This is a genomic window from Roseovarius sp. JB2-10 (genome assembly GCF_055693585.1).
Genome location: NZ_CM146337.1, coordinates 1749348 through 1774129, shown reverse-complemented (window position 1 = coordinate 1774129; position 24782 = coordinate 1749348). Strand labels below are relative to the sequence as shown.

The 24782-nt window shown below is 52.8% G+C and carries 25 protein-coding genes; 8 read left to right on the top strand and 17 right to left on the bottom strand.

Going from position 1 to position 24782, the window contains the following annotated elements:
- The first annotated feature begins 5 nt into the window (after window positions 1-5).
- Both ACZ1HJ_RS08825 and ACZ1HJ_RS08820 read left to right on the top strand, forming a co-directional pair.
- A complete protein-coding gene (locus ACZ1HJ_RS08825) occupies window positions 6-1406 on the top strand; it encodes a nucleotide sugar dehydrogenase (protein WP_472721925.1) in 1401 nt (466 codons plus the stop codon).
- A gap of 37 nt (window positions 1407-1443) precedes the next feature.
- Complete coding sequence (locus tag ACZ1HJ_RS08820) at window positions 1444-4149, top strand: DUF6923 family protein (RefSeq protein WP_472721924.1); 2706 nt, start codon at window positions 1444-1446, stop codon at window positions 4147-4149.
- Between the two features lie 17 nt (window positions 4150-4166).
- Here ACZ1HJ_RS08820 and ACZ1HJ_RS08815 read toward each other — a convergent pair whose 3' ends face one another.
- The 3 genes from ACZ1HJ_RS08815 to ACZ1HJ_RS08805 form a co-directional block, all read right to left on the bottom strand.
- Window positions 4167-4781, bottom strand: a complete 615-nt coding sequence (locus tag ACZ1HJ_RS08815; protein ID WP_472721923.1) for a response regulator — start codon at window positions 4779-4781, stop codon at window positions 4167-4169.
- A gap of 850 nt (window positions 4782-5631) precedes the next feature.
- Window positions 5632-5982 carry a DUF6614 family protein gene (locus ACZ1HJ_RS08810; protein ID WP_472721922.1) on the bottom strand — a complete coding sequence of 117 codons (351 nt, stop codon included), beginning with the start codon at window positions 5980-5982 and terminating at the stop codon, window positions 5632-5634.
- Window positions 5983-6219: 237 nt separating this feature from the next.
- Window positions 6220-6852 (bottom strand): tyrosine-type recombinase/integrase, encoded by a 633-nt coding sequence (locus ACZ1HJ_RS08805; protein WP_472721921.1) that lies wholly within the window; start codon window positions 6850-6852, stop codon window positions 6220-6222.
- A 302-nt stretch (window positions 6853-7154) separates the two neighbouring features.
- Between ACZ1HJ_RS08805 and ACZ1HJ_RS08800 the strand changes: the two genes are divergently transcribed.
- The gene (locus ACZ1HJ_RS08800) at window positions 7155-7787 is read left to right on the top strand and encodes a heme oxygenase-like domain-containing protein (protein WP_472721920.1); all 633 of its coding nucleotides are present in this window, start codon (window positions 7155-7157) and stop codon (window positions 7785-7787) included.
- Window positions 7788-7826: 39 nt separating this feature from the next.
- On the opposite strand, the gene ACZ1HJ_RS08795 is transcribed toward ACZ1HJ_RS08800, so the two are convergent.
- The 4 genes from ACZ1HJ_RS08795 to ACZ1HJ_RS08780 all read right to left on the bottom strand — a co-directional run bounded on the left by ACZ1HJ_RS08795 (window position 7827) and on the right by ACZ1HJ_RS08780 (window position 12368).
- The gene (locus tag ACZ1HJ_RS08795; protein WP_472721919.1) at window positions 7827-8504 is read right to left on the bottom strand and encodes a hypothetical protein; all 678 of its coding nucleotides are present in this window, start codon (window positions 8502-8504) and stop codon (window positions 7827-7829) included.
- A gap of 9 nt (window positions 8505-8513) precedes the next feature.
- On the bottom strand, window positions 8514-9086 hold the full coding sequence (locus ACZ1HJ_RS08790) for a cobalamin B12-binding domain-containing protein (protein WP_472721918.1): 573 nt from the start codon (window positions 9084-9086) through the stop codon (window positions 8514-8516).
- A 395-nt stretch (window positions 9087-9481) separates the two neighbouring features.
- On the bottom strand, window positions 9482-10087 hold the full coding sequence (locus ACZ1HJ_RS08785; protein ID WP_472721917.1) for a response regulator transcription factor: 606 nt from the start codon (window positions 10085-10087) through the stop codon (window positions 9482-9484).
- Window positions 10080-12368, bottom strand: a complete 2289-nt coding sequence (locus ACZ1HJ_RS08780) for an ATP-binding protein (protein WP_472721916.1) — start codon at window positions 12366-12368, stop codon at window positions 10080-10082. The genes ACZ1HJ_RS08785 and ACZ1HJ_RS08780 overlap by 8 nt, the downstream gene beginning before the upstream one ends.
- 751 nt (window positions 12369-13119) lie before the next feature.
- Between ACZ1HJ_RS08780 and ACZ1HJ_RS08775 the strand changes: the two genes are divergently transcribed.
- On the top strand, window positions 13120-13887 hold the full coding sequence (locus ACZ1HJ_RS08775) for an ectoine synthase (RefSeq protein WP_472721915.1): 768 nt from the start codon (window positions 13120-13122) through the stop codon (window positions 13885-13887).
- A gap of 162 nt (window positions 13888-14049) precedes the next feature.
- Here ACZ1HJ_RS08775 and ACZ1HJ_RS08770 read toward each other — a convergent pair whose 3' ends face one another.
- Both ACZ1HJ_RS08770 and ACZ1HJ_RS08765 read right to left on the bottom strand, forming a co-directional pair.
- A complete protein-coding gene (locus tag ACZ1HJ_RS08770) occupies window positions 14050-14433 on the bottom strand; it encodes a hypothetical protein (RefSeq protein ID WP_472721914.1) in 384 nt (127 codons plus the stop codon).
- A gap of 37 nt (window positions 14434-14470) precedes the next feature.
- On the bottom strand, window positions 14471-15475 hold the full coding sequence (locus ACZ1HJ_RS08765; RefSeq protein WP_472721913.1) for a GlxA family transcriptional regulator: 1005 nt from the start codon (window positions 15473-15475) through the stop codon (window positions 14471-14473).
- A 62-nt stretch (window positions 15476-15537) separates the two neighbouring features.
- Here ACZ1HJ_RS08765 and ACZ1HJ_RS08760 point away from each other — a divergent pair, with 62 nt between their 5' ends.
- The 3 genes from ACZ1HJ_RS08760 to ACZ1HJ_RS08750 all read left to right on the top strand — a co-directional run bounded on the left by ACZ1HJ_RS08760 (window position 15538) and on the right by ACZ1HJ_RS08750 (window position 17293).
- Window positions 15538-15792, top strand: coding sequence for a DUF1272 domain-containing protein (locus ACZ1HJ_RS08760; RefSeq protein WP_472721912.1), 255 nt, complete (start codon window positions 15538-15540; stop codon window positions 15790-15792).
- A 17-nt stretch (window positions 15793-15809) separates the two neighbouring features.
- Entirely contained in the window at window positions 15810-16292 is a 483-nt protein-coding gene (locus ACZ1HJ_RS08755; protein ID WP_472721911.1) for a protein tyrosine phosphatase family protein, read from the top strand.
- Between the two features lie 62 nt (window positions 16293-16354).
- Window positions 16355-17293, top strand: a complete 939-nt coding sequence (locus ACZ1HJ_RS08750) for a DMT family transporter (RefSeq protein ID WP_472721910.1) — start codon at window positions 16355-16357, stop codon at window positions 17291-17293.
- A gap of 302 nt (window positions 17294-17595) precedes the next feature.
- On the opposite strand, the gene ACZ1HJ_RS08745 is transcribed toward ACZ1HJ_RS08750, so the two are convergent.
- The 4 genes from ACZ1HJ_RS08745 to ACZ1HJ_RS08730 all read right to left on the bottom strand — a co-directional run bounded on the left by ACZ1HJ_RS08745 (window position 17596) and on the right by ACZ1HJ_RS08730 (window position 20624).
- Window positions 17596-18189, bottom strand: a complete 594-nt coding sequence (locus ACZ1HJ_RS08745) for a VOC family protein (RefSeq protein ID WP_472721909.1) — start codon at window positions 18187-18189, stop codon at window positions 17596-17598.
- Window positions 18190-18773: 584 nt separating this feature from the next.
- A complete protein-coding gene (locus ACZ1HJ_RS08740) occupies window positions 18774-18962 on the bottom strand; it encodes a hypothetical protein (protein ID WP_472721908.1) in 189 nt (62 codons plus the stop codon).
- Window positions 18963-20001: 1039 nt separating this feature from the next.
- Entirely contained in the window at window positions 20002-20190 is a 189-nt protein-coding gene (locus tag ACZ1HJ_RS08735; protein WP_472721907.1) for a hypothetical protein, read from the bottom strand.
- A 71-nt stretch (window positions 20191-20261) separates the two neighbouring features.
- On the bottom strand, window positions 20262-20624 hold the full coding sequence (locus ACZ1HJ_RS08730) for a hypothetical protein (protein WP_472721906.1): 363 nt from the start codon (window positions 20622-20624) through the stop codon (window positions 20262-20264).
- Between the two features lie 854 nt (window positions 20625-21478).
- Between ACZ1HJ_RS08730 and ACZ1HJ_RS08725 the strand changes: the two genes are divergently transcribed.
- Window positions 21479-21820 (top strand): H-NS histone family protein, encoded by a 342-nt coding sequence (locus ACZ1HJ_RS08725; protein WP_472721905.1) that lies wholly within the window; start codon window positions 21479-21481, stop codon window positions 21818-21820.
- A 306-nt stretch (window positions 21821-22126) separates the two neighbouring features.
- Here ACZ1HJ_RS08725 and ACZ1HJ_RS08720 read toward each other — a convergent pair whose 3' ends face one another.
- From ACZ1HJ_RS08720 to ACZ1HJ_RS08705, 4 genes are all read right to left on the bottom strand, one after another.
- A complete protein-coding gene (locus tag ACZ1HJ_RS08720) occupies window positions 22127-23152 on the bottom strand; it encodes a site-specific integrase (protein ID WP_472721904.1) in 1026 nt (341 codons plus the stop codon).
- Window positions 23153-23181: 29 nt separating this feature from the next.
- Window positions 23182-23646 carry a helix-turn-helix domain-containing protein gene (locus tag ACZ1HJ_RS08715; RefSeq protein WP_472721903.1) on the bottom strand — a complete coding sequence of 155 codons (465 nt, stop codon included), beginning with the start codon at window positions 23644-23646 and terminating at the stop codon, window positions 23182-23184.
- Window positions 23646-23858 carry a MerR family transcriptional regulator gene (locus ACZ1HJ_RS08710; protein WP_472721902.1) on the bottom strand — a complete coding sequence of 71 codons (213 nt, stop codon included), beginning with the start codon at window positions 23856-23858 and terminating at the stop codon, window positions 23646-23648. The genes ACZ1HJ_RS08715 and ACZ1HJ_RS08710 overlap by 1 nt, the downstream gene beginning before the upstream one ends.
- An 80-nt stretch (window positions 23859-23938) precedes the next feature.
- Entirely contained in the window at window positions 23939-24724 is a 786-nt protein-coding gene (locus tag ACZ1HJ_RS08705; RefSeq protein WP_472721901.1) for a hypothetical protein, read from the bottom strand.
- Between the last annotated feature and the right edge of the window lie 58 nt (window positions 24725-24782).

Below are 24782 nucleotides of genomic sequence, written 5' to 3'. Positions count from 1 at the left end.
GTAACATGTTTGATTTCGGCCCCGTACAGTCACAAATTCAACCCACCGCGCCCCTGCGCATCGTTGACGAAAAACCTGCAATCAGCATCGTGGGTCTCGGCTATGTCGGCGCCGTTTCGACGGCTTGTCTGTCGAGCCTCGGGCACCAGGTTATTGGAGTGGATATTGACCCGGTGAAAGTGGCATCCATTGCCGCGGGCAAATCGCCCATTCACGAAAAAGACCTTGAACGCCTGCTAACCGACGGCCTGCAAAACGGGCTCGTATCCGCAACAGATGACCTGGAACAGGCCGTTGTCGACACCGATGTCACCTTTGTCTCGGTCGGCACACCAACCGCCGCAGATGGCGGATGCGATCACAGCTATATCGATGCAGCAGCACGTGCGATTGGCGCGGGCTTGCGCCGCAAGGACACGTTCCATGTTGTCGTAATGCGGTGTTCCATCCCGCCCGGCGTCACGATGGGTTTCATGGCCCCGATCATCGAAGAGGTTTCCGGCAAGACGCTGGGAGAAGAATTCGGTGTCTGTTTTAACCCTGAGTTTCTCCGTGAAGGCGTGGCCGTTGACGATTTCTACGCCCCAGCCAAAACAGTTATTGGCGCTAATGACGACCGCAGCGCCAACATCCTGAGCCGCATTTACGATGCCGTTGACGATGCGCCGATCGTGACCTCGGTCGAGACCGCAGAGATGGTCAAGTATGTCGATAATGTCTGGCACGCCGCCAAGGTATGTTTTGCCAACGAAGTAGGTCGCTTGTGCAAGCCGCTTGGCGTTGACAGCCACGCGGTCATGGATGTGTTTGTTCAGGATACGAAACTGAACCTGTCACCCTACTACCTGAAACCGGGTTTTGCTTTTGGCGGGTCATGCCTTCCCAAGGAAGTACGTGCCGTGGCCCATATTGCCAGGCAACAGGGTGTTGATCTTCCAATGATCGAAAGCCTCGGTGTTTCCAACGCAGCTCATATCGAAGAAGCAGTTGAAATGGCCCGTGCAACGGGTGCCAAGCGGGTGGGCATCCTCGGGCTGGCCTTCAAGCAGGGCACGGACGACCTGCGCGAAAGTCCAATTCTCGAAGTGATTGCCGCTCTGCGGGAAGACGGCGTAGACGTCACCATCCATGATCCGGCCATAACGCCTCAAACACCCTTGGCGGGGCAGCTGGCCTATGTTCTGAACGGTAGCACCGGCCTCCAGAAAATGGCCGACGAGCTACCCGGCATGATGCGTGCCGACGTGGATCAGGTTGTGCAGGCCTCGGATGCGCTGATCGTCACGCACGACAATGCTGTTTACCGTGACGTGGTCATGAACGTTGAAGGCAAACCCGTCATCGACGTGGTTCGCATCGTGAACCCCGAAATGGTGTCACGGAATTACCAGGGGATTGGTTGGTAACCACCCCCTTTCATCCATCAAAACGTAAGGAAAGACTATGCCAGTTAAAGAGTATGAATCCGTTCTGGTCGGAACTCACATATCCGAAGATCTGCTGGGCGACATGACGGCTGACACGATCGTGGGCCTGTCAGGCAATGACACGATCATCAGTGCGGGCGGCGACGACGTCGTGCACGGTGATTTTCAGGACCGAAGTCTGCTGTCCGGCACGGAAGGTGCAACCAGCTTCACTCAATACGGAGCGACCGGAGAGTGGAGTGTCATCGACGACGCCGATGGCCGCACAAGCATGAGCCAGTCCGTGGAAACGCAAACCGGCGAGGTTTACACGATCAGCTTTGATCTCGCCGCCAACTACGGCTCAGGCACGGTAAGTGGCGCGGTCGAAGTCCTTTGGAATGGCGAGGTAATCGGAAGTTTCGGCACCAACAGCGCCGAGTTTTCGCAATCCTCGCTGAGCTTCGTTGGCACAGGCGGGATCGGTGATCTTACGTTCCGTTCGGTTGATCCTGCGACACACAGCGGACCGGCCATCAATACGGACGGCCCCATCTTTTACTACGATGAAGAAAAAAACATCGGCGGATCGACCGTAACGGTCAAAGCCTTCGCCGAGGCCCAGGCGAATATCTATCAGGTGATCGACGGCACTCTCTATGTTTTTGATCCGCAAACGGCGACTTACACCAAGGCCGGACAGGACGCGACCGTCACGGTCAATGCGATAGGGTTCAACACGCAAGACAACCTGATCTATGGCATCGCTGTATCCGATGGCTTCGACAGTCTTGGCACGGCGGTGTCAAAAGCCGACCTTGTCATGTTGGATGCCGAGGGGGCCAGCTATCGCATCGGGTCAACGCCTTACAGGTCCTGGACCGGCGACTTCGACGCCGAAGGCAATCTATGGGCATTTCACTCAAGCATGGACCGCCTGACGATGATCGATGTCGATAACGTCGATGCCTCGGGCGCCGTAGTCTCGCTCACCTTCAAATTTCCGACCTCTATGATCACCGATCAATTGTGGGACGTGGCTTTTGATGCCGGCTCCAACAGTTTTTATGGCGTCACGCGCCCCAAGTCAGAAGGCGAAAACGCCCTTCTCTACACAATCGATATCTCGGCGGTTTCATCCGGTGGCGAACCGGTGTTCGAGACAACGGAGATTTCGGGCACGGTGATAGATGGTACCCTGAAGTCCGGCATTCCCGCGATTACGTTTGGCGCCGCAATTCAGGATGCCGATGGAAACCTCTACGTCGCAGGCAACAGCGGCGATCACGACATGAACGACGCGACTGCGTCATCCGGCGGAATTTACCGCGTTGTTGAGGATGAGAGTTCGGGTCAGACCATTCTGGAACTGGTGAGCGACAGCCCACGATCCCGCTCAAACGACGGCACCGCTGATCCACGTGCAATGGACCCGTTTGCCGACGTGGATCAGTCTGCAGCGATCCTGATACGACAGATCGAGCTTGTCGCCACGGCGGATGGCGAAAACACCTATGACGACACGATTGAAACAGGCGCCGGCAGCGACGAAATCCGCGCGGGTATTGGTGATGATACCGCAGTTGGACAAAGTGGCAGTGACAGCCTCATGGGGGGATCGGGAAACGACAGGTTGTATGGCGGCAATGCCGACCAGGTTCAGCCACCGATCTTCAGCTACTACGACGAGGACGGCAATCGCTTTGACTTCGACGGCAACCTGCTCAAGGCAGATGATGACATCCTTTACGGTGAAAGCGGCGAAGATGCGCTCTTCGGGTCGGCTGGCCATGATCTTCTGGATGGTGGAATCGACAATGACAGTCTAAATGGCGGATCAGGTTTCGATACACTGCTGGGTGGTGACGGAGACGACATGTTGTCCGGCGGGTCGGAAAAGGACGACCTGAGCGGCGGTGACGGCAATGATATGCTTGTCGGCAGTTACGGCGAAGACACGTTGAATGGTGATGCCGGCGCAGACACTCTGAAAGGAGGTACCGGTGATGACATTCTGGATGGCGGGCTTGGAAATGACCTGCTTCAGGGTGGCATCGGGAACGATAACCTTATTGGGGGTGCAGGTGATGACACGCTGGAAGGCAGCACCGGAAACGATGTGCTCAGTGCCTCATCCGGAGCCAACAGCCTAAGCGGCGGCAGCGGTCATGACCAGCTGACCGGTGGCACCGGCGCGGACTATCTTGATGGCGGATCCGGTAATGACACGCTGTCCGGTGGCGAAGCCCGGGATGAACTCAAGGGTGGCACCGGCAACGATGTACTGAACGGCGGTGCTGACAAAGACAAGATCTACGGCGGGTCTGGGAATGACGTCATCGACGGTGGAAGCGGCAGTGATTATATCAACGCATCCATCGGCGACGACACTATCTACGCCGGGGATGGCCGCGACAAGATCCTGATGGGTGGCGGTTACGATCTGGCCTATGGCGGCCTGGACACGGATTGGTTTGTTTTCAACGCCAACGATGTCGACGGTCGCTCGGACACGATCGGTGATTACACGCATGACGGGGTCGAAAACGACCGCCTCGATTTCCGCGGGCTCTCACTGCTTGATGTAGGAGAATCGGTCGTTGACTGGATTTTGGAGCACGTCACGCAGAACATCGATTTCAGTGTCACGATTGATATCGGGAACTTGTCCGTGCATTTGCTGGATCATGGCGATCTGGGCGAGACGTTTTTCAGTCATGTCGGTGATGGCATCGAGCTATAGTGCGATTTAGAGGCGGGTCAGAAAAGGCCCGTCTCCTTGGCCATTATTGCGGCCTGAGTTCGGTTTTTTGCATCAAGCTTGCGGCAAAGCGTTTTGACATGGAGCTTAATAGTGACCTCCTGCAAGTCAATCTCGCGCGCGATTTCCTTGTTGGCCAAACCGCGTACCAACCCGGACAAAACTTGCATTTCCCGTTCTGACAACAGATCATGGTAGGGGTGTTTTTTTGTTTCTTCTTCCTTTGTCATGAAATCGATAGGGGCGTATTTTTCCCCCATCGCCATGAACTTGACCGCGTTCACCAATGAGGACGCCGCCATCGTTTTGGGAAGGAATCCGGCGGCACCCATATCAAGCGCCTGTTCTGCGATTGCCTTGTTGGCGGCACCAGAAATCAATGCCACGGGTTTGCGCCCGACCAGGTCCATGGCTTTTTGCAAACCATTCAGCCCGTCCATACCGGGCATTTCAAAGTCGAGTAGTATAAGATCGAAAGGGTCATGCGTTTGAAAGGCCTTTTCTACGCCCTCAAGATCGCTTGCCTGCGTGACTCTAAAACCATCTTCAGTTTCAAGAAACGCAGCGATGGTTTCCCGAACAAGCTCATGATCATCTGCCAACAATATTCTCAATGAAACCTCGCTCAATAATGACAATCACTCGCACACTACGACGAATTCTTTACGTATCAGTATATCGATATTTTAAACCAGCAATACTCTTACTTTTCCTACAAACTGAAACAGGAAAATCTTTTTCCGAACCTGTTGCGGCGACGCGGCGGTAATAGAAACACTGGTTATATTTTGCGTCATCAACGGACCGGTTGGGCTCGGTCCTGGAAACACAAATAGAACTGCCCAAGTTAAAATCTACAATTCCAGTCTAGCTGCAAACTTCGTTCTTTGAGCGCTCTGGTCTGTATATTTTCTAATAACTTCGGCAGTCTAATTCGTCCTTGTCTAGTGAGCAGCTAATTCGTGAACCCTTAGCTGTACAACCCCAGCTTTAGTACAATTGATTTGAATTATCTCATATGAGGATTCAGGTACTGGTGCGTGCATGTGTAATGCGTGATGAGGTCTGGCCCAAATGTGGTTGGAGTGCATCGAACTCAGCCTAGTGAAAGAGATGTCGTTGCTTCTTTTGTCGATGTGGAAGCTACGGGGCTTTGTTGACTGGCGAAAGGACCACAGGGATCGTTGTAGTCGCCAGAAACGCAAAAAAAATTGGCCGTGTAAACAATTCTGTTTAATCACCGCGGCTAACGAGCAGCGCACGGCGAACTCTTTGCTTGGCGATCTGTCAAGGAACGATCCGCGCAAGAGGTACGTTGACTTATTCAAAGAAGTAGCCCGCTATCCCTGCTGTCTGACCTCCGCGCTCTTAGAGTATTTTTGAACTACTGAGAATTTTCGCGTTCTGGAATCAATGTTCAAGCCCTTGTCGGTACGACCCAATGACCGGCTACCTCTGTTTAGTTCAGATCAAAGCCATTCTTTCCGCATTCTCTTGATCTGGAAAAGGGCGAAAAAGTGCAACATCGAATTCTCCAATCATCTGATGGACTGTCGAATACAGGCGCTCAACTTCTTCATCACGGCTGCCAGTGTACCGAAAGGCGCTATCCAGTTGTGAAAGATCCCGCACTTCGACTTCTAGAAGGAAGTCACGCGCATGTGGCGCACCAAATCCCAGTTTCCTACGGCAAAGTCTCCAGGACTGGATCGAGCCACTTGCTTTCAAGTTTTTCATCCAACTATCGACAGCCAATGCAAACGACAAAGCTTTTGCATCGTTACGTAGATCAATTGAGCAGTGATAAAAGTTCATGGCTTACCTCAATAAAGACGTCTAATTATCAGCGCGGACATTTAACAAGTCACTAATTGAAGAACCTTAGAGCCAAAGAGGACGCAAGGAAGTCCACTGTGTCCCGCATACCAGTCAACGAAAAGCTCTTGATAGTGCGCGCAAGTGCCGATGTCCGCTATGCGGGCTGCGACCGCAGCATTCCGAGACCATGCTCAATGTCGGCTTTGGGCCACCCTTATCGAGCGGTCCAGCCTTTTAGATTTCGATGGCTTCGGCGATGGCCAGTGCATCTTCCAATTCGACGCCCAGGTACTGGACAGTACTGTCCATCTTGGTGTCACCTAGCAAAAGCTGGACCGCTCTCAGGTTGCCTGTTTTCTTGTAAATGTGAGTGACCTTCGTGCGGCGCATCGAGTGTGTGCCATATGCTGTTGCTTCAAGGCCAATGAACGTCACCCAATCTCTGACAATCCGGGCATATTGTCGTGTCGAGATGTGAAGGCGCTCGTGAAATCGCCCGGTCCAGAGATACTCGGACCCGACCATCAGCGGGTCTTCCATCCAGCGTTCGAGCGAGACCCGTGTGCCTTCCATGATCTCAAACCGAACGGGTTTATTGATTTTGCTCTGTAGAACAGATGCACGCTCCTTGATCTGGCCAGCCGCCATCACATCGACAACTTTCATTTTGACCAGGTCGCAGCCACGCAACTTACTGTCGATGGCCATGTTGAACAAAGCGAGATCCCAATGATTTTCTGCCAATTCAAGGCGAACGCGGATGGCCCAAACATGTTTCGGCTTCAGTGGGCGTTTCTGGCCAACGATGCGGCCCTTGTTCCAGGCGGGCCTGAGTGCGCGAATGGCGGGTAAGTTTGGTATATCCATGATTGATCCTCCGATCCGCCACGCCCTCCCACAACGACAACCCGATGTTGACGGTTGAGAATATCATGGGGTTGGATATGTGCAGCGCATGCCTGCTCAGAACCCAAACTAGCTTCTCTTATCAACCACGCACAAATCCCTTTGGTATTTCCACAATTGCCCTCTCAGTTCGCCGTGCAATTCCATTTTTGGAACTCGCCACGGTGTCTAATTTGGGAGACAGCAAGGCAGTTGGGTTATGGAAACTTGCGTAATTTGGCAGCAAAATCCTTATGTAAAAACCTGCGTCAATCGGATCTTCGTTGTCGAAAATTGATTTTTGCGCGACAAAACAAATTATGGAACGTGTTCGAAAACAGATTATCAATGCAACCCGGTCAATTCACCTTGAACTGCATAAAGATCCGATACTTTGTCGTTTGATTGAACCAGACGTAACGCTGCATGACTATTTAAGAGCCCTAACGGTCTTTCACTCGTTTTACCATCACGTCGAAACGGAACGTTTGCGTTTTTTCGATTGGCAGTACATGTCATTGAACAAGGAATGCTGCGCACTAAAAAGGGATCTGCCTTCTTTACCCGTCGGCCGATCTACAATTTGTTTTATCGACGAAGTCGAAATGCTAGGCGGGCTTTATGTAGCCTTTGGAGCGACTTTTGGTCGAATGCAATCCAACAAAAATATCACTAAGATTCTACCTAAGGCGCCAAATGCCTTTATCAATCTGCATATCTCGAAGAAGACCTGGGCGTATGTTACGTCGACGATCGAAACCGCCGGCGCTGGAGCCGAGGATCTGGCAAGGATCACCAGTGGCGCGAGAAAAAGTTTTCTTATAGTCAAATCGTTGACGTCCGGTGCGTCCAATCACACGACAGGATCCGATGGAAATGGGGCGCAAACGCGGACCCAGGGAAACAAATTTCTTTAATTCAACGGGCTGGCGCGACGCGCCGTTCCAGCTGTGTTCTTACTCCTCGGCCAGTTTCAGCTCCAAGAGATCAACGGTGACACCCAGAAGGTCAGCCGCAGCCGTGAGTTCGCCGTTGCTCCGGCGGAGGGCTTCGACACAGCACTTCTTCTCTAGGTATTTCAAGGAATGAGACACTAGACTGCCCAGCGGCTGCGTCCCTACTTGAGTGACCATGTTATGCAACACGCGGTCGATCCGAAGCTGGTTTTGCAGATCGGCCAGTTCGCTTTCGTAATTTTGCTGCAGCGAGATTTGTATATTTTGCCACTGTTCCTGGGCTTCGGACAGCGGCCTCAGGTCGCGGGCACAGACAAGATTGGTTGCCGTGCCTTCATGCGCAAAGCGAAAAAACTTGATCAGAAGCGGCAGTTCTTCCGAGTGCGCGGACAGGAAATTCAAGTGCCGCCATTTTCCGCCGACATCCCGCATTGCCGAGTTATCATTCAGCAGAATTTCGATTTTTGGCTGACTGTCTTCAGAAACGAGAGATGCAAAGTCGCGCCCCTCCCATCCTTCGATGCTTCTTCGAGTGACACTGCCGGAACAGGCCACGTCCAAGACCACCATGTCATGGCTCAAATTCAGAACGATATCTGAACACTGAAACGCTAGGCTTTGCGATTGTTGGGCCGACAAAGCAGGAAGGTCTCGGGAAAAAGGCTTACTCTCGGTCATATCACAGATTCAAGCGCCACGCTTACCACCAACTTGGACTAATGCACTTTCGGCGTCTTTTGCAAGGATATCTGCTCCTAAGAAACGATATTGTGACAAATTCCCTTCCATCGCCGGACCACCAACCATGAGGCTCAGTCCGGGATTGAGGCTCCTAATACGTGCCTCTGTCAGGAAGTCCGCGACTCCCAAAAGATGCTCATCGCATCCAATCGACACGCCCAGAACATCAATTTCGTTGTCCGACAGATGGGTCAGTACGGTCTCTGCCGCGTCGTTTACCAACAACTCGGCGGACCACCCTGCCAATTCGAACATGTCACTCATGAGGTGTGCGCCCAGGGTATGGCTGTCACCCGGCTGAACCCAGAACACACAAGTTCTGGCAGCAAACTCCGTGATCCTTGATCCCTCCGATCGCCCACGCATCCACCGAAAAATGTTTTGCGTGGTCCAGAAGCCTTGCGTGACATCGGACAACGACAGCTTTTGATCCAGCCATTCCTGTTCCAGCGTCTTTGCGGTCAGAAGGATGAGCTTCAGCCAGTGGTCACCGTCGCCAAGCTGGTCGATCAGTTCCATGGCCATGTCTTTGTGCCCGGATACAACAGCACGCAAAAACCTATGCGATACAGCATCATGAGCCGCATTGTCGCCCTGCGGCACGCGATTTGGTTCGATTGCAATCTGCGATGCAATCTCTCGAAACCCCTTCGTAGCCAATCAGCCGTTGTCGAACAGCCCTTTTCAGTGTCTGTGCTCATGACTTTCACTTTTGCTAGGCAGAGCGCGGGCAAATCGCATCATAATCATCAAGACCCTTCAGCACGTCCACCCAAGATCTGCTGTTTGGCTCGACGGCATGGATGTCTCTGTCTGGCCGCACGATGAACTCTTTACAGGATATGTTCCTGCGGGAGAGTCAGATAGTTCGCAAATACCACTACGCAAAACTACTTATGCCGGGCCTGAGAAACTCAGCCAATCATGCGAATGAGGTCGGCGACACCACGGGCTTGCATTTTTTCGCGAATTCGCGCGCGGTGAACTTCGACGGTCCTCTGGCTGACGCCCAGAGTGATGGCAATTTCCTTGTTCAACTTGCCTAGGAGCAGGTGATCGAGAACTTCGCGCTCACGTTCCGTCAGTTTGGACAGGCGATCCGCTATCACCTTCTTTGGCAAATCGGGCGGTTTGCTGTCGAACAAGATTGCCCGCGCCATTTCAATGGCTTCAAGCAGACGCGTTTCTTCGGCAGGTTTTTCTATGAAATCAATGGCCCCTGCCCGCATCGCCTGCACGGCAATCGAAACGTCACCATGCGCCGTGACTACAATGACCGGGATGGCAACCTTCATGTCATTGAGTTGCGCCTGAAGCTGTAATCCGCTGACACTGGGCAAACGCAGATCGAGGATCAGGCAGGCGCGCAACCGGGGATCGAACTGCGACAGAAATGCCTCGGCTGATCCGCAGGGGATCGTGGAATGCCCATGTGCGTCCAGCAACGCACACAGTGATCTTGCTACAGCCTCATCATCCTCGACAACGTAGATTGAGAAAAAATCTGTTGCCTTATCCATCGTTCACATCCGCCTTGGGCAACTGGAACAAGAACGTAGCGCCGTTTGACCTCGGCAGCGACCGGATAGTTCCGCCATGCGCTTCTACGATTGAGCGGCAGAGCGACAGCCCGATGCCCATCCCTTTGGAATTTGACGCGTAGAATGGCTCAAAAAGGTATCTTTCCTGCTCAACCGCGATGCCGCAACCCGTGTCGCGAACATGCACCTGGATGAAGCTTTCCGTGTCGATCACTTCGACCGTCAATACCTGTTTTGCAGCGCTTTCCATGGCTGTGATGCTGTTGCGAACGAGGTTCAGGACAACCTGGGCAATCTGAACACCATCAACTAGCACGCGGGGCACATCCGGCGGCAGGATGAGATTGACGTGCAAATCCGGCAATTCGCTCGACACCATAGCCAGATCGACGCCCTGTTTCACCGGATCATTGATGTTGATTTCCTCCGCGTTCAGATCCCCTTTGGAAATGAAATTCCGGATGCGATGTACCAGGTCTCCTGCCCGCGTGGTTTCAGCCACGGCCTCATCCATCAACTGCTCCGCGCGTGCGGGGATATCGGCACCGGCATTGGCAAACTCCTGGCGGCAGGCATTCACGAAATTTGCAACCGCAGACAGCGGTTGGTTCAGCTCATGTGCGATGGCCGAGGCAAGTTCACCCATGGAGTTGGCTCGCGCCGAATCCAGCAACGCATGGCGCAGACGGCTTTCTTCGGTTTCAGCAATTTTTTGGGCTTCGCGCGCGGCGCGTTCACGCTCTAGGCTGTTCAGTGCAAAAAGGGCTCGGCGAATGATCCGGAATGCGTCGAGGTCCATCGCGTCGAACGGCCGGCTCTTGCCATGCCGCTCCTCCCGCCAGAGTTCGAACGACCCGCGGGGCGAAAGACGCGTGACCCCGTCACGCGTCTTGCTGGCCACCTTGTCAGGCTTTCCGGCCCATTTGATTGTCTGATCGAAATCACTGCGCAGCAGCACCAAGTAGTCACGCCCGTCTTCAGACAGATCAAGCATTGCAGCACCCGCCGCCACCTGCATCTGGTCCTCATTCATTTCAATGACGCTCGACAAATGTGAAGTGGTCGCGACCCCATCGACAAGGAAACCCAGCAAACTGCTGAAATCCATGGACGGCGTTGGCACCCGTCCGATTTCAACATGCTCATCATCCAGCATCAACACCATGCCATGCGCATCAAAAAGCTTCATCAGGTTTGGCGACTGATCCTGGATCAAATCGCGCAATGACCTGCCGGATCGCGCGTTCAATTCAATCTGATAAGCGGTCTTTTCGGCAACGATGCTTTTTTCGAGCTGTTTGGTGTTCTCGATGCTTTGCAATAGGGCGGAGGTAGTGCTGCCGAGCAATTCTGCGAACCTGAGCCTGCTCGAGGAGATCAAACGCGTTCCATAATGATGGCAGGCCACTAGCCCCCAAAGTTCGTTATTCGTGATAAGAGAAATCGACAGGCTTGCGCCAACGCCCATGTTATTTAGGTATTCGACATGCACTGGCGCGACGGCCCGCAGCTTGGAATACGTCAAGTCCAACGGATGATCCGACTGAGCGTTTGCAGCGATTCCGGATTGATCGAGAATGGGGATGTGCGGGCTGTTGATATCAGGAATCGAGCGCATAATATTCAAAAGGAAATGCCGCCTGGCAGGATCAGGAATGTCAGATGCCGGGTAGTGCAGACCAAGGAAACTATCGGGCCGATTGGTGCTCTCGGCGATAACCTCGCCGTGTTTGTCTTCTGCAAACTTGTAGATCATCACCCGGTCAAAACCCGTCACTTCCCGTATGATCCGCGCGCTGGCTTCGGCCAGTTCCAGAAGGGCGCCAGGTTTGATGAGTTCCGAAATCACTCCTCGCCGGAGGATTTCGTCTTCCCAGACCGCAACGGGTGCGTCTTCGGGGTGTAGGAATTCCAAAACGATGTAGCTGCTGATGCGGTGAGGCAGGCATTCGGCATCTATGGCCTCACCATCAACTCCCTCAAAACGTATGAACCAAGGCTTGAGAAGGTCGGGCACCGACAGCTCGACCGGCATATCAAGAAGCTGCCGGGCATTATCAATTCCGATCACGTCAGACAGGTTCCGGCCAAGGATGTCCTCGGGCCGGGCTCCAAGGAAAGATTTGGTGTTCGCGCTAGCGAAGTCAATTTGCAAATCCGGCACTTTGGCAGCAATTAGGGCGCCATGCGGCTGTATCGCGCCTATGAGGTGGATCGGTTCATGATCACATGTTTCAAGATCGACAGTTGTGGCAGCCAAAAATTGCCCTTTCATTAGAACAATGAGTACCGCCAAGTCTCTACTTGTTGTCCAAATTGTCCAAAGTCTTTTACCATTTCAGGAAATATCTTCAGGTTCTAAATTCCAAATAGCAATGGTTGAATCAAACTTTGGTTCGTCTTTGCAAATTAAAAAAATCGCGTCGTATCTCCCGAATAGGTTTTCCTACTTCAAGGAAATCCCACGAAAGACTTTAGCGTGGGTTATGCGTAATTCTCTTGCTGCGGCACGATTACGCACTGCCAACGCAACACGTGATGGCAAACCGAACCTAAATTTTCGACTATATTTCGCTGTAGCAATGGTCGGCTCGTGCACCAGAAGGGTCCAAAACTGGGTTGAGCTGTTCCAAGTTTTTCTCGGGCTATGCACTCAAATATTGCACTTCCGATGGGTATCAAATCATCTGGGAAATCGTAGTTTCGACTGTACAGTGCTGCATAATTTGCGCCTGGCCCCAAGCATAGCATTGCAGCCTTGGCGTCCCATCCAAACACACTGAAGTCTTCTGATGCGTGCATGGGTAAACCCGCATCGGTTGTTATATTCATGTTTCGTGACTTAGAAAGGAAGAGTATCTCGCGACTGCAATGATTGTCCGCAAAGCGAGCTGCAAGCGCAGCATTGAGCCGAACGGGTCAACGGCGACTTTGGCCCGGCAGAGTTGGCGTAGTGTACAATTGGCCAATCACATGGTTGCATTGAAACACCGCAACAATAAGAGTTTCACATGATTGTTCGAACACTCGATGACTTAAAAACCCTGGGCCGAATTAAGTACCCGACGGATAAGTCGTTTCGTTCTGCGCGCTTCCTGACGGCCTCGGACGACATTGGTTTTTCTTACAATGAGAACAAGGTTGCTCAAGGCACGACATTGAAGGTCTGGCTGAAAAACCATTGGGAGGCGAATTACATCGTTTCCGGCAAAGGCGAAGTTACCGATTTAACAAGTGGTGAATGCTGGCCGCTTGAAGCAGGAGTGCTCTATGTCGTTGGGCCGAATGACCAGCATCGCCTAAACTTCATTGAGGACGAATGTCATATTAGTATCTTCTTCCCTCCGCTTTCCGGTAATGAACGGTTTGACGAGGACGGCTCTTATGAGTCTAGCGGGCCGATCGAAAAGACCAATCGGCGCATGTTTGTCAAACGCCTGGATGACTTATGTAAGGCTAGTCAAGAAATGCCGACTGAAAATGGAGGCGTTCGCAAGACTGTCTTGTTGTCCGACATTGACGCCATTGGTTTTGGCCTGGAGCACATCTATCTTTCTTCAGGCGCTGAAATGACACCTGAACGGGACAACTACACTCGAGCGTACCACGTCCTTTCCGGCTCGGGAGAGGTGGTTGACCTCGCCTCCGGCGACTCCCGACAACTTGAGCCTAGTATGGCTATCTGCACGTCGCCCGCCGACCATTTTAGCCTGCGTGCAGCCACTGACCTCCAAATGCTCAACGTAGTTTCCCACTCCTTCAAACAACCGTACTTCTGAATTTGGTGTTCTGACCAGAACTCTACGCTGGACACGAACGTCCGGTATCAAGAAGATGGGATGCGCAATTTCTGTGCGATCGAACGGCAGCTAAGGGCCGATGGGTACATACCCGTTACTTGCAATTCTTAGCGCATAGCGTTTCGGCGAGCATCAGCGCAATTATAGATAGTCGCATGATTGCGATGCCGAGGATTGACGGACAAGGGCGCCAGGGACTGCTGTTAGGACGAGATCGCTCAGTTGTTTCTCAATCACCGCCTTTATTCGAGGCATCATTTCCGATATCCACGCTGCCTTTCGATTTCTGTGGATCGAGAGCCACAGGCGCGGCACACGCTGCCCGATTTCACCCGGCCACCAAGTCAACTCCAGAATGCCGTGCACATTCGGACGCTTGAAGTGCCAGTGGGTGCAACCAGGATACTTCTTCAATGATGTCCTCAGCTGAAGCTCAAGACCCTCGCTCTTGCAGACATCCTGCACCACCGCCGCAACGGTGCTGTCATCGTGTCTGTTCAATAGCGCAATCTCGTATTCGATCATGTCTTTGCTCCAACTGCCAGTGCGCGCCGCTGTTATGTCACAGCACCTGAAAGTTGCGCCGATATTCGCTGGGCGACACATTCAACGTCCGCAGGAAGGCTCGGCGCATGCGGTCTTCATCCTTGAACCCACAGGCCACCGCGATCTCTTTCACGCTCTTTGGCGTGGATTCCAGAAAATCCTGCGCGCTTTCAATGCGCATCGCTTCAACAGCCTTTGCAGGCGTTTTACCCATTGTATTGGTGTAGGTGCGGGCAAAGTTCCGCGCGCTCATCCCAACCTGTTCCGCCAGCGTTTCGACGGTCAACGTCGACGCGATATTGTCCGCGACCCACGAATGCAGGTCCTCGAACCGTCCGGCCCGGTCCGTCAGCTGACGGCCCAAGGTCGGACTGTATTGCGATTGACCACCCGAACGGACCATTTGTGCAACCATGGATCGGGCCATATCCAAGGCGGATTGGCGACCAAGGTCTTCTGAGGTGATCGCAAGCGCCATGTCGATACCTGCCGTGATCCCGGCAGATGTCCACGTGTTTCCATCCTTGATGAATATGGGGTCAAGCTCGACCCGCACCCTTGGAAACTCTTCAGCCAGCATTTTGCAATCGTCCCAATGGGTCACCGCACGCCGCCCATCCAGCAAACCCGCCGCCCCCAAAATCAAGGCCCCGGAACACACCGAACAGATGCGCGACGCGTTCTCTGCCAAATCCTGAACCGCTTGCACCAGAACGGGATCGCGCATGCCCGGAATTGCGCCATCCCCACCAACGACCACCAGCGTGTGGATGTCACGCTGTAACACCTCGGACACCGACAAGGTTGGGATCGAAACAACCGTGTTCGTCGGTGTCATGGCTCCACCAACGGACACAACCGCACACTCGTACCCGTTGTCTCGGGTCTTGGCGTCCAGCGCATGGGAAAAGACCTGCAAGGGACCAACCAGATCCAGCAGGACGATATCGGGATAGACTACAAAGACGACCAGTCTTTTGCCGAGGGTCGTCGTGCGCAGTTTGGCAGTTTTTGACGTCATTTTGTCATTTCTGCCAGATCGCAGACGCGTAGTCTAGGCGTGGATCAACCGGAGGGAACGACATGCTGAAACTGAAACCAAACTGCGAATGCTGCGGCAAGGACCTGCCACCGGTGTCGACCGAAGCGCGCATTTGCTCTTTTGAATGCACTTTCTGCGCGGATTGCGTGTTCAAGCGGTTCGACAACACCTGTCCCAACTGCGGCGGCAACTTTGTGCCCCGCCCAGTTCGACCAGTGGACAAGCTTACAAACAACCCGGCGTCCACACAGCGCTTTACAAAGGCGCACGCGGCATGCGCCCACCTTGTGGCGTGACAGAAAGGGAGGCCGAGATGACCGAACTGGACCACATCTTCAATTGGCGTCGCATCAATGCGCGCCTGACCACGTCCGGACAACCCGACGTCGATCAACTGGCCGACGTTCGCAAGCTGGGCGTGACTCATGTCATCAACCTTGGCCTCGGCCAGGGCGAAGGGGCACTGGAAGGCGAAGCAGATCATGTTGTCGCCCTTGGCATGACCTACATTCACATACCCGTCGATTTTGAGAATCCAACAGACCAGAACTTCAAGGAGTTCCAAGACGCGATGGCGGGCATTCAAGACACGAAAGTGCATGTGCACTGCATTTACAACGCACGGGTCAGCGCCTTCATTTATCGATATGCCAAGACCAACGCCGAGATCAGCGAAGACGCGGCTTTGGCAATCATGGACAGCATATGGCGGCCTGGCGATGACTGGGCCGCCTTTATTGACAATCCCAATTTGAAGGGGGTTCCAAATCAGTATGCAGGTGAGGATTACGATTGATCTGTACCTGATCGGCACCGACTGGCACAGTTGCCCCTGCAGCCACGGAGTTCGGCACAAAGATGACCACAGCATCCATCAGCGCGCCGCAGAACATCCTGTTGGGTGTGTCGCTGATCATTGCGACCGCATTCACGATCTCGGTCCAGGACGTGGTGTTCAAGCTGTTCAGCGGTCAGATGACGCTCTGGCAGATATTTGCCCTGCGCGGCTGCCTTGCCGTACCCGTGCTGGCCGGAATTGTATGGTATGCGCATCGGGACAAAGGCGCCGTGCGGGCGGCCTATGGGCTGTGGTCGCTGTTGCGGGCGATTTTCATCACAGGCACTTTTTTGGCCTTTTATGCGGCGATCCCGTTTCTGAACCTCTCAACGGTTGGGGCTGCAAACTATACGGCCCCGGTCTTCATCACTTTGCTCTCGGCCTACGTCATCCGGGAGCCGGTTGGCATGTTGGGATGGATTGGCGTGATCGTCGGATTTGCAGGCGTTTTGTGTCTCTTGCAGCCGGGCACCGAGGCGTTCTCCTGCTGGGCTTTGTTGCCGCTATTGGGCGCTTGCTCATATGCCGCCGCACACCTGGTAACACGGGCAAAGTGTCAGGATGTCCCGGTCGCGGCCCTATCCTTGGCGCAGAATTTGGTGATGCTGGCGGCTGGTCTGGTCATCAGCGTCGTTCTGGTGGTCGCCGAACCGGCGTATGACACGGCAACGGCATTCCCCTACATCTTCGGTACATGGTCGACGATTGAGGCGTCCGATTGGCTTGTACTTTTGCTGCTTGCCGCATTCGCCATTGTCCTGGGGATGATGTTGGCGGGGGCGTACAAAGTTGCACCCCCGGCCATCATAGGAACGTTTGAATACAGCTATCTGGTCTTTGTGGCAGGCTGGGATATCCTGTTCTTCGGGATCGCCCTCAACAATGCGACACTTGCCGGGATGGCCATGATCGTTGTCGCAGGGGCCGTGGTGTTACGCAGCGAGGCGGCAACAGGATAAGAAACGGTTACGTGCAGCGCCACTCAGTGAGACGAGCCAACCATCCTGATCGATAAGGACCACGTCCAGGTTTCTGAATTGCAATGGAAACCAGATCGAGTCTTACGGTCGCGGCGACTGTCTCCTCTAACGGTCCGCATCGCAGCGACAGTGTTGATCAACAAACGGCAGGTTTGGGCCGTCCTCGGGGGCCCGCCTTTGTAGAGAGCTTGAGATGCTGTATTGCGTCCGATGTTGGCAGGAGCCCAACGCGGTCATTCAAAAGGGGACGGTTGAGACCCAAAGTTGGCGACACGTCGTGTCTAATTGGGCCGACCAAAGAAACAAATGTATCCATCTGGGTCGGCCACCTCAAACCCACGTAGCCCATCATCAGCGTCATCATGGAGCGGCTTTCGGAACGAAACATCACGACCCTCGAACTCGTCTGCAAGCGCGTCTGGGTTGGAAGCATAGATAAAGGCATCCAGCCGCGCCCATTCATGTCTCTGGTGGTTCGGTAACGGTGCTACATCTTCGCCGATTTCTTTAACCATTAGTTGGGCAGACCCTCGCCCGAGGATTGCGAAAAACTCGTCTCCGTCCGGTCCCTTAAACCGGCAATCAAAACCCAGCTTCCTTGTATAGTGCTCGATGGATGCGTGGAGGTCGCTCACGATGAATAAGGGCGAACAGGGTCCCAGCGTGTCTCCGGTTGCTTTGCCCTCTTCTCTTTGATCGGGCGAAACACTTGATCGCATCGCGCGCCAACTTGTAAAGCCATACTCGCGCGCGACAGCTAGCTGTGCTTCGGCTAGCTGGACATCCTTGCCTTCGACGCGCCATTGGCGCAATTTTTGCTTCGAGGTCTTCTTAAGCCAATCGAGATTGGCAGAATCAGGGAGAGATTTAGTCATTTGCCACCTTCTTCCAGTAACGCCCGACGTCCGCGTCCTCAGGCAGAAAAAAGGTTGATGATCGACAAAGTTGCCAGGTGGGTTCTACCCTTTTCGCGGACCGAAGGCATCCTCAATGCCAATACGAAATGCTATCTCTCGGAGTGCGAGGATGTCAACGTGGCTGTATTGTCGGTTCAAATGACGGCTTTGAGCCCCTAGCGCCAATTGCTGCGCTAGGGGCTTTTGCTAGTGAAGGGGTTGATAGGGTTAGCTAGCCAAGTATTTGTTTTTCTAGTTGACGGTTTGTTGATTTGGATAAACTCGTGACGGCTTGGGCGATTTACGCACTGGGGGAAGTGTGTTGCCCAAGTCGCTCTCAAGCGCTTGCCTGGCTTTTAGAATGAGTTCTTCAGCTTCTGGAAATCCGCGAGTGTCGGCGAATTTGTCGAGGTCATTAAGTAGCACAAGTGCGTCTTTGTAACTCGTCATTGTTTGTATCCCTTGGGCGATAAAGTGAGTGGCAGCCCCACCCGAAACAACCTTAGGGATTAGTATTAACAATAGGTAAACGGTCGAATATCAAAGGTGTAACAGGAGAATTACTAGTGGATATGATGTAAATCCGTGCTAGCGTTCGCTCGTTTTTCGCCTGCAGATTGAGCTCTCGAATTGGCTAATTCCAACAGTTTTTCAACGATTTCGTCGAAAGCATCAGCGGTATTCTCGAAACCCTGTTCACGGGCTTCCTTGGCGGCGTTCATGGTTCGAACGATAATTTCATTCGTATTCATTGCTCACTCCAGTACTGGCAAAAATTTGTCAATCAGTGGAATCACTTTGTTAATAAAAACCTAATGTTCTCTTAACCTTGGGTCACACCGCGTAAACTCGGCGTTATTTCGCTCAAGCTATGTGAAAGTGCTAAGTTCGGTACAGCAATTCTCATTATCTATTGATGCAGATTTCCACTGCACTACTAAATGTTATCTTCCGAAATGTTTGAAGCTATTCGCCTACTCAACCTACGCGGCATTTTCTTTGTTGAGTTGGTAGGCTGCATGATACTAGTCATCAAAAACTCAGCGTCCAATTGCTTCGATAACTCTTTGACAATTTCGCCGAGGGCATCAGCGGTTCGAACGTATCCGAGTTCTTGCGCTTGCCTGGTCGCGTAAATTGTCCTTATCAGAAGCCCATAATCAACTATAGATATCCCCCAAAAGTCAGCTAGAAATGAAGCAACAGCAACCAAGTACTATTAACGGAATCCTAACGATTTCTTAACCAGCTCCATACTGAGTTTGACTTTTTAATTTTACTGCAAAGAAACGCTTCAATTCGTCCAACACCACACCCTTGTCTAGGTCAGTACCCCGTATTGCGTCTCTGGCTGCCTCTGTAACACCTTACGCCCGTGATACAGGTTCCTGAATGCGTCTCTTTGGTAACCCAGTAGAAGTTTCAGTTTCTCCGGCAAAAGCTTTTGGCCTACCGGGAGTATCGCGCGGAATCCGCGCATTATCGCGCGCGCTCCAGAGCTCCTTCCACTTGGCTAGGTGCTCGGCCTGCTGCGTTGCGGTTAACTCCGACCGGATTAGGTTTTCATCTATCTCCCACAACTGTCGGTCGATTTCGGCTCAACTAGTTGAAACACTGGGGATAAGTAATCGGCAGATTGCCGATAGACTGGGGGTTTCGCCAACAACAGTCGGCACCATCGGCGATGTTCTCGAAGATGCAGGCGAGGTGTCCAATTTGGACACCATTATGGGGCGGGATGGGGTTGAGCAACCGGCGTGCAACCCCATCAAAACAGAGTTTCGCGGCACGTTACCGGACGCTAAGGCCAAGCAATCGTTGCAGTGTAGAAGTCACTTGCTTGAACCAGCTTTCAGTCGCTTCCAGAGTTTCTTCAGGATCCGCCAGCCTTGGGAAAACGTCTCGCTTTCTGCTAACAACTGATAATGCATAGCTTTCAACTGGCTGAATAGGTTCAACCCAATTGGTGTCTTTTGGCATTTTTGTTCTCCGACAATTTGCTACTTACTTGCATGTGATACAGATTCGCCAATAAGTTGATTAAAATTAAGTTAATCGTCCTGTATCGACCCCACCGTCCCGACTAGATACCGCGACATCAAGCGCTCATTCTTCGACGCATTGAGCCCACTTGGCCTGCCGAGAAGTACCTTCATCAATTCCGGGTCTTCCATGGCATCCACCAGGATCTGCCGCGCCCTGTCATTGGTCAAACGCTGCAGGAACCGCCTGGCACGTCCTGAGGCCATGTTGGCAATCTGCAGGCTTTCTCCCACGCCCCCGGAATACATTTTGCCTGCGGCTTTCACGGCGGCAATGCGGACTATGGTTTCAATGAGCTGGTTGGCTGGGCTGTTGAGTACTTCAGGAGTATTGGAACGCGATGCATCGAGTGTGCGTAACTCACGCGCCACCGGTGCCAGGTTGGCATATCAGGAACGCGTCTATTTCGAGCCTTATCTCAAGTGGAATTGGATCAGTTCCGACGATTCACCCGGTTAACCAAAAACAAATGTAAGCTTATTCATCTAAAGTTTTTCGAAATACATTGGCAAAAGCTTAATCGTATCCTTCGTTTGTGGGAGTAGACATGGCAGCGACGCCCGAACATGCAGCCCGAGTATTGGGTCTCAGCTTGGAAGCTTCTTTGGAGGACGTAAAACGTGTGCGTCGTAAGATGGCTCTCAAGTAGCACCCTGATCGCTGCTCCGATAAGGAACAGGCCACGCGGCATATGGGGCGCATTAACGCGGCTGCAGATACTCTCAGTGCTCACATAAAGAAGCATTCCAAGTCCAACGCCACGAGGAAAGCTTCGCGCTATGCGGAATTTTCAGCGCGTCAGCATACTAAACAATCAAAAGCGCGGCCCAAGGAACACGAGCCCCATACCCGTTCGCGTGCCCCAAAACAGGGTCGCGAGGCCACTGGAAAGACAAATAGTTTAAAGACGAAATCGCGTGCTGAAAGCGCTCTTATCCGCTTTGCAACGACATCCTATGCCACTGTTTTGGAGAGTATTGGACTGAAGCAAAGAGGTCCTACAATCGATGTTAGCATCATAGGGTTTCAAGGTGCTCATTAAAAATCCCAAAACAGCGTTGAAGCATTAGCGCGAATTTTTTGGGAGACAGCTTTGAGCCCGTAGCGGTCATCGTTTTCTGGATCTCATTGTCGATGGCCTGCACAAATTCAGGTTGTGATACGAGGGAGTTCCTTCCCGTCATGGTTTGTGGTTTATGAAATCAACCACTTAAGGATAGCGAAAATGAACATTGACCTAAAATCTATGACACGTAAGCAGCTTGAAAAGCTTCGCGTGGATGTAGGCGTTGCACTTACAAGATTGATCGAGCGAGAGCGCAATGCCGCGCTCGTTGCGGCTGAGAAGGCTGCTAATGCACATGGTTTTACGCTTGCCGAAATTGCAGCAGATGCAAAACAAGGCAAAGATGCATCCAAAGCCAAGAAAAAGAGCAAGGCCAAAGCAATGGCAAAATACGGTAACCCTGAAAACAAATCGCAAACCTGGAGCGGTAAAGGGCGCCAACCAGAATGGTTCAAAAAGGCATTAGCGTCCGGAAAGAGTCAAAACCAATTATTGATCTGATGTTCTCGGTCTTACGCGGTTGCTAGCACAATATACCTGCGAATGTCAGCTTTGAGCCCTCAGCAGGCATTAGTTGCGAAATAAATGAACGGCTGCTGCGTCCAAAAAATAGCGATATAGCCGAAGCACTTTCTATCGGTGGCCAATTCGGGCGAGTGATGTGCGTAACGTGGTATAAATTGTGGTATCCTTGCTAAATTTTACGATATAACACCTATAATACATATACTTAAAAGATTAGATGTGCAGACTTTCTCTCCGCTTCTCGCCACTTCGTTAGGAAATTTCAAGTGATCTGCGCCTCCTTCAACCTTGTTTCGACAGCTTAACAATCTCCTCGATCTGCTCTCGGCTCGTGAGCTTGCCGTAGTTCTGGAGCGTGGTCATGACGTCCGAGTGACCAAAGTTGAGACTCCATGCCTTGAGCTGTCGCGGGGACTGGCAGATGTCCATACCGATATGCGTGAGCATGTGGCGGAAGCTGTGCGGGCCGTAGGCGTGCATGTGGACGCGCTGGAACGTGTTTTTGACAATAGCACGGATGGAGCCTGTCTGTGCCCAATGGGCACGAGCGAAGAAGTCGGCAGTGAAGTTGCCGTTAGCATCAATGTCCTGACTGGTCTTGGGAAAGAGCGGATCTTCCGGCCCGAAGTGTTTTTCATCGTAGAGATACGTAACCCATCCTGCGAAGGCCTCCCAAACATCCGGCTCGGAGACATAGAATGCCGTCTTGAACGTCTTCGCGCGCTTGGTCTCTACATCTCGTGCATCCTGGTAGATGGTTCCCTCTACGAGATTCACGCGCTTGAGTTTCAGCGAAGCCGTCGCCTTGACCCGTGCACCTGTCATGAGCAGGAACGCAAAGACCGCACGATCCCGGCGCTGCAACTCTGTGTCATCTGGCATCGCGCGAAAGGCCAACAACGCATGTTCCGGCAACGGGTATACTGGATCGCGCTTTTCTCCGGCGACGCGTTCTTCCTTCCGACTTAACTGGTAATATTTCGCGTCGCTCCAGCCGATCTTGGACTTGTATCCGGGCTTGTCGGCCAACCACCGGATAAAGTCGCGAACGTGACGCATGTGGTTGGAACGGGTGGATGCGCCGAGGGGTTGTCCCTTGGGTCCGGTGGCCTCCGCCAGAACCTCCCTGTACCGCTCGGGCCAGGTCAGGTTGTGGCGCTTGAAGTCTTTGTAACCCATCGCCGCCTCAAAGAAGCTCAGGGAGGCCGCAACCTTTTCGACAGTGGCCTCCGAGAGCTGTTCTGCACCGCGCAGATAGGCAAAGTATTTACGCTTGATCCGGGTGTTTGCTGAGGTGTGTTTCGTCATTTGTCTCATTCCTGCTCAAAGTATGAATGTCACTTGGGGGTGTCGGGGTCGGTTAATGTGTTTGGCCCCGGCTGGTGTGTCACATCCAATGTGGTGTTAATCCTAGGGATCTGGTCGATGGTGCAGTACTTGGTGATGGCGTTGTCGCAGGCCTCACAGATGCCCGTTAGGCGGCCCCTGACCGCAGTCATGGGGATGTAATCGACCATCAACAGATACGGCCTGCGATAGGCTTTGCAGCCAAAGCATGGAAAGTAGGTCCAAGGGGCATTGGTTTCCGGTTTTGGCCAGCTCAACGCCTCTGACTTTTGCCGGGCGAAGTCCCGCAGGTCCTGACCATCGATCAGGTACGGCTTCTGGTCCGCCATGACTGGCATGCCTTCTTTGGCCCACTTGCGAATGGTCGCGACCGAACACTCCAGCACCTTGGCCGCCTGGGCAAAATCATAGGAGAAGTGTTTCCTGACCCGCCGCCAATTGTATTTCCGCGCCATCAGATGCGCGCCTCGCCTGCCGGATCAACCCGATTGGCATTAGCCCAGGTGTTCAGGTCCGCGCCGCGATAGATGATCTTGCGCCCCAGCTTGTAGTAGGCGGGACCCATGCCCTTGTGCCGCCATTGTGCCAGCTTGGCGCGGTCGCCAATCAGATCAAGTTCGGGATCACCCGGAAGGTAGTTTCGGTTCTGCTCGAATAGGGTCGCCATTTTTTGGCCTCCAAAGATTGCTCTTGGAAACAGTCAAACACAACCGATTTTGCTTGAAAAAACGGGCTAACCAGGCCGAACTAAGGCTTTAATTTAGGATACTTATTTAGGTATCCCGTCGCAGCTATTTCTTTCAGTACCGTCAGAGAACTTTTGTAATGCCTAGGCTCAAGATCAGTTTCGGATATCTGCGAAACTGCCCATTCACCGGGTCCTCTAAAGTCCTGCTCAATAGATAGGATGCGGAATGTATCTTCCAAAGCGCGTGCAAATGCGGTCGAAGGCGTGCTGCCATCGGACGTCGTGCCAACCGTTGGGTGTTTTCCGGTTTCACGAGCAAAAAGCTTCGCCAGCCGTAGCGCGATTGTTCGAGCGTAGTAGTTTGGAGGGCGATGTGGCACGTTCCAGTAGTGCTCTTCTTGCTCTTTTAGCACTTCTAAGCGTTTCTGAAGTAGTACTTTAAGGTGCTCATTAAGCATCAGAATACAGGGCACAATTCCGACGGACATGACATTCGCCGTAGCCAGTTCCTGTGCGGTCTTGGGGTTAAAGTACATTGAATCGGATCGCGCCCAACCATTGAGATACTCGACAAGGTCGTACACATTCTCTTCATTGGTCGGGGTCGCTGTTTCCCTGTTTAGCACATCCGCCATCACTTCAAATTGCGCCAGCCAATTGCTGACGAACGACATTTCGGCTTTGAATGCAGGCTTGTTTTCGTGAAGGTTTTCCCGGTCAATATCGAAGGGGCAAACGTCCTCGTAATAAGGTAATTCTTCGTCTCGCAGATCGCGCCCAAGCATCTCGGCTATCACATCGTGCAACGCCGCCCCTAGTTTCCTAGTTTCTTCATCCGTGAACATAAGGTCACTTTACAGGGGACTTAATCCATTACAATGAACTATGATTACTCATCGAGAT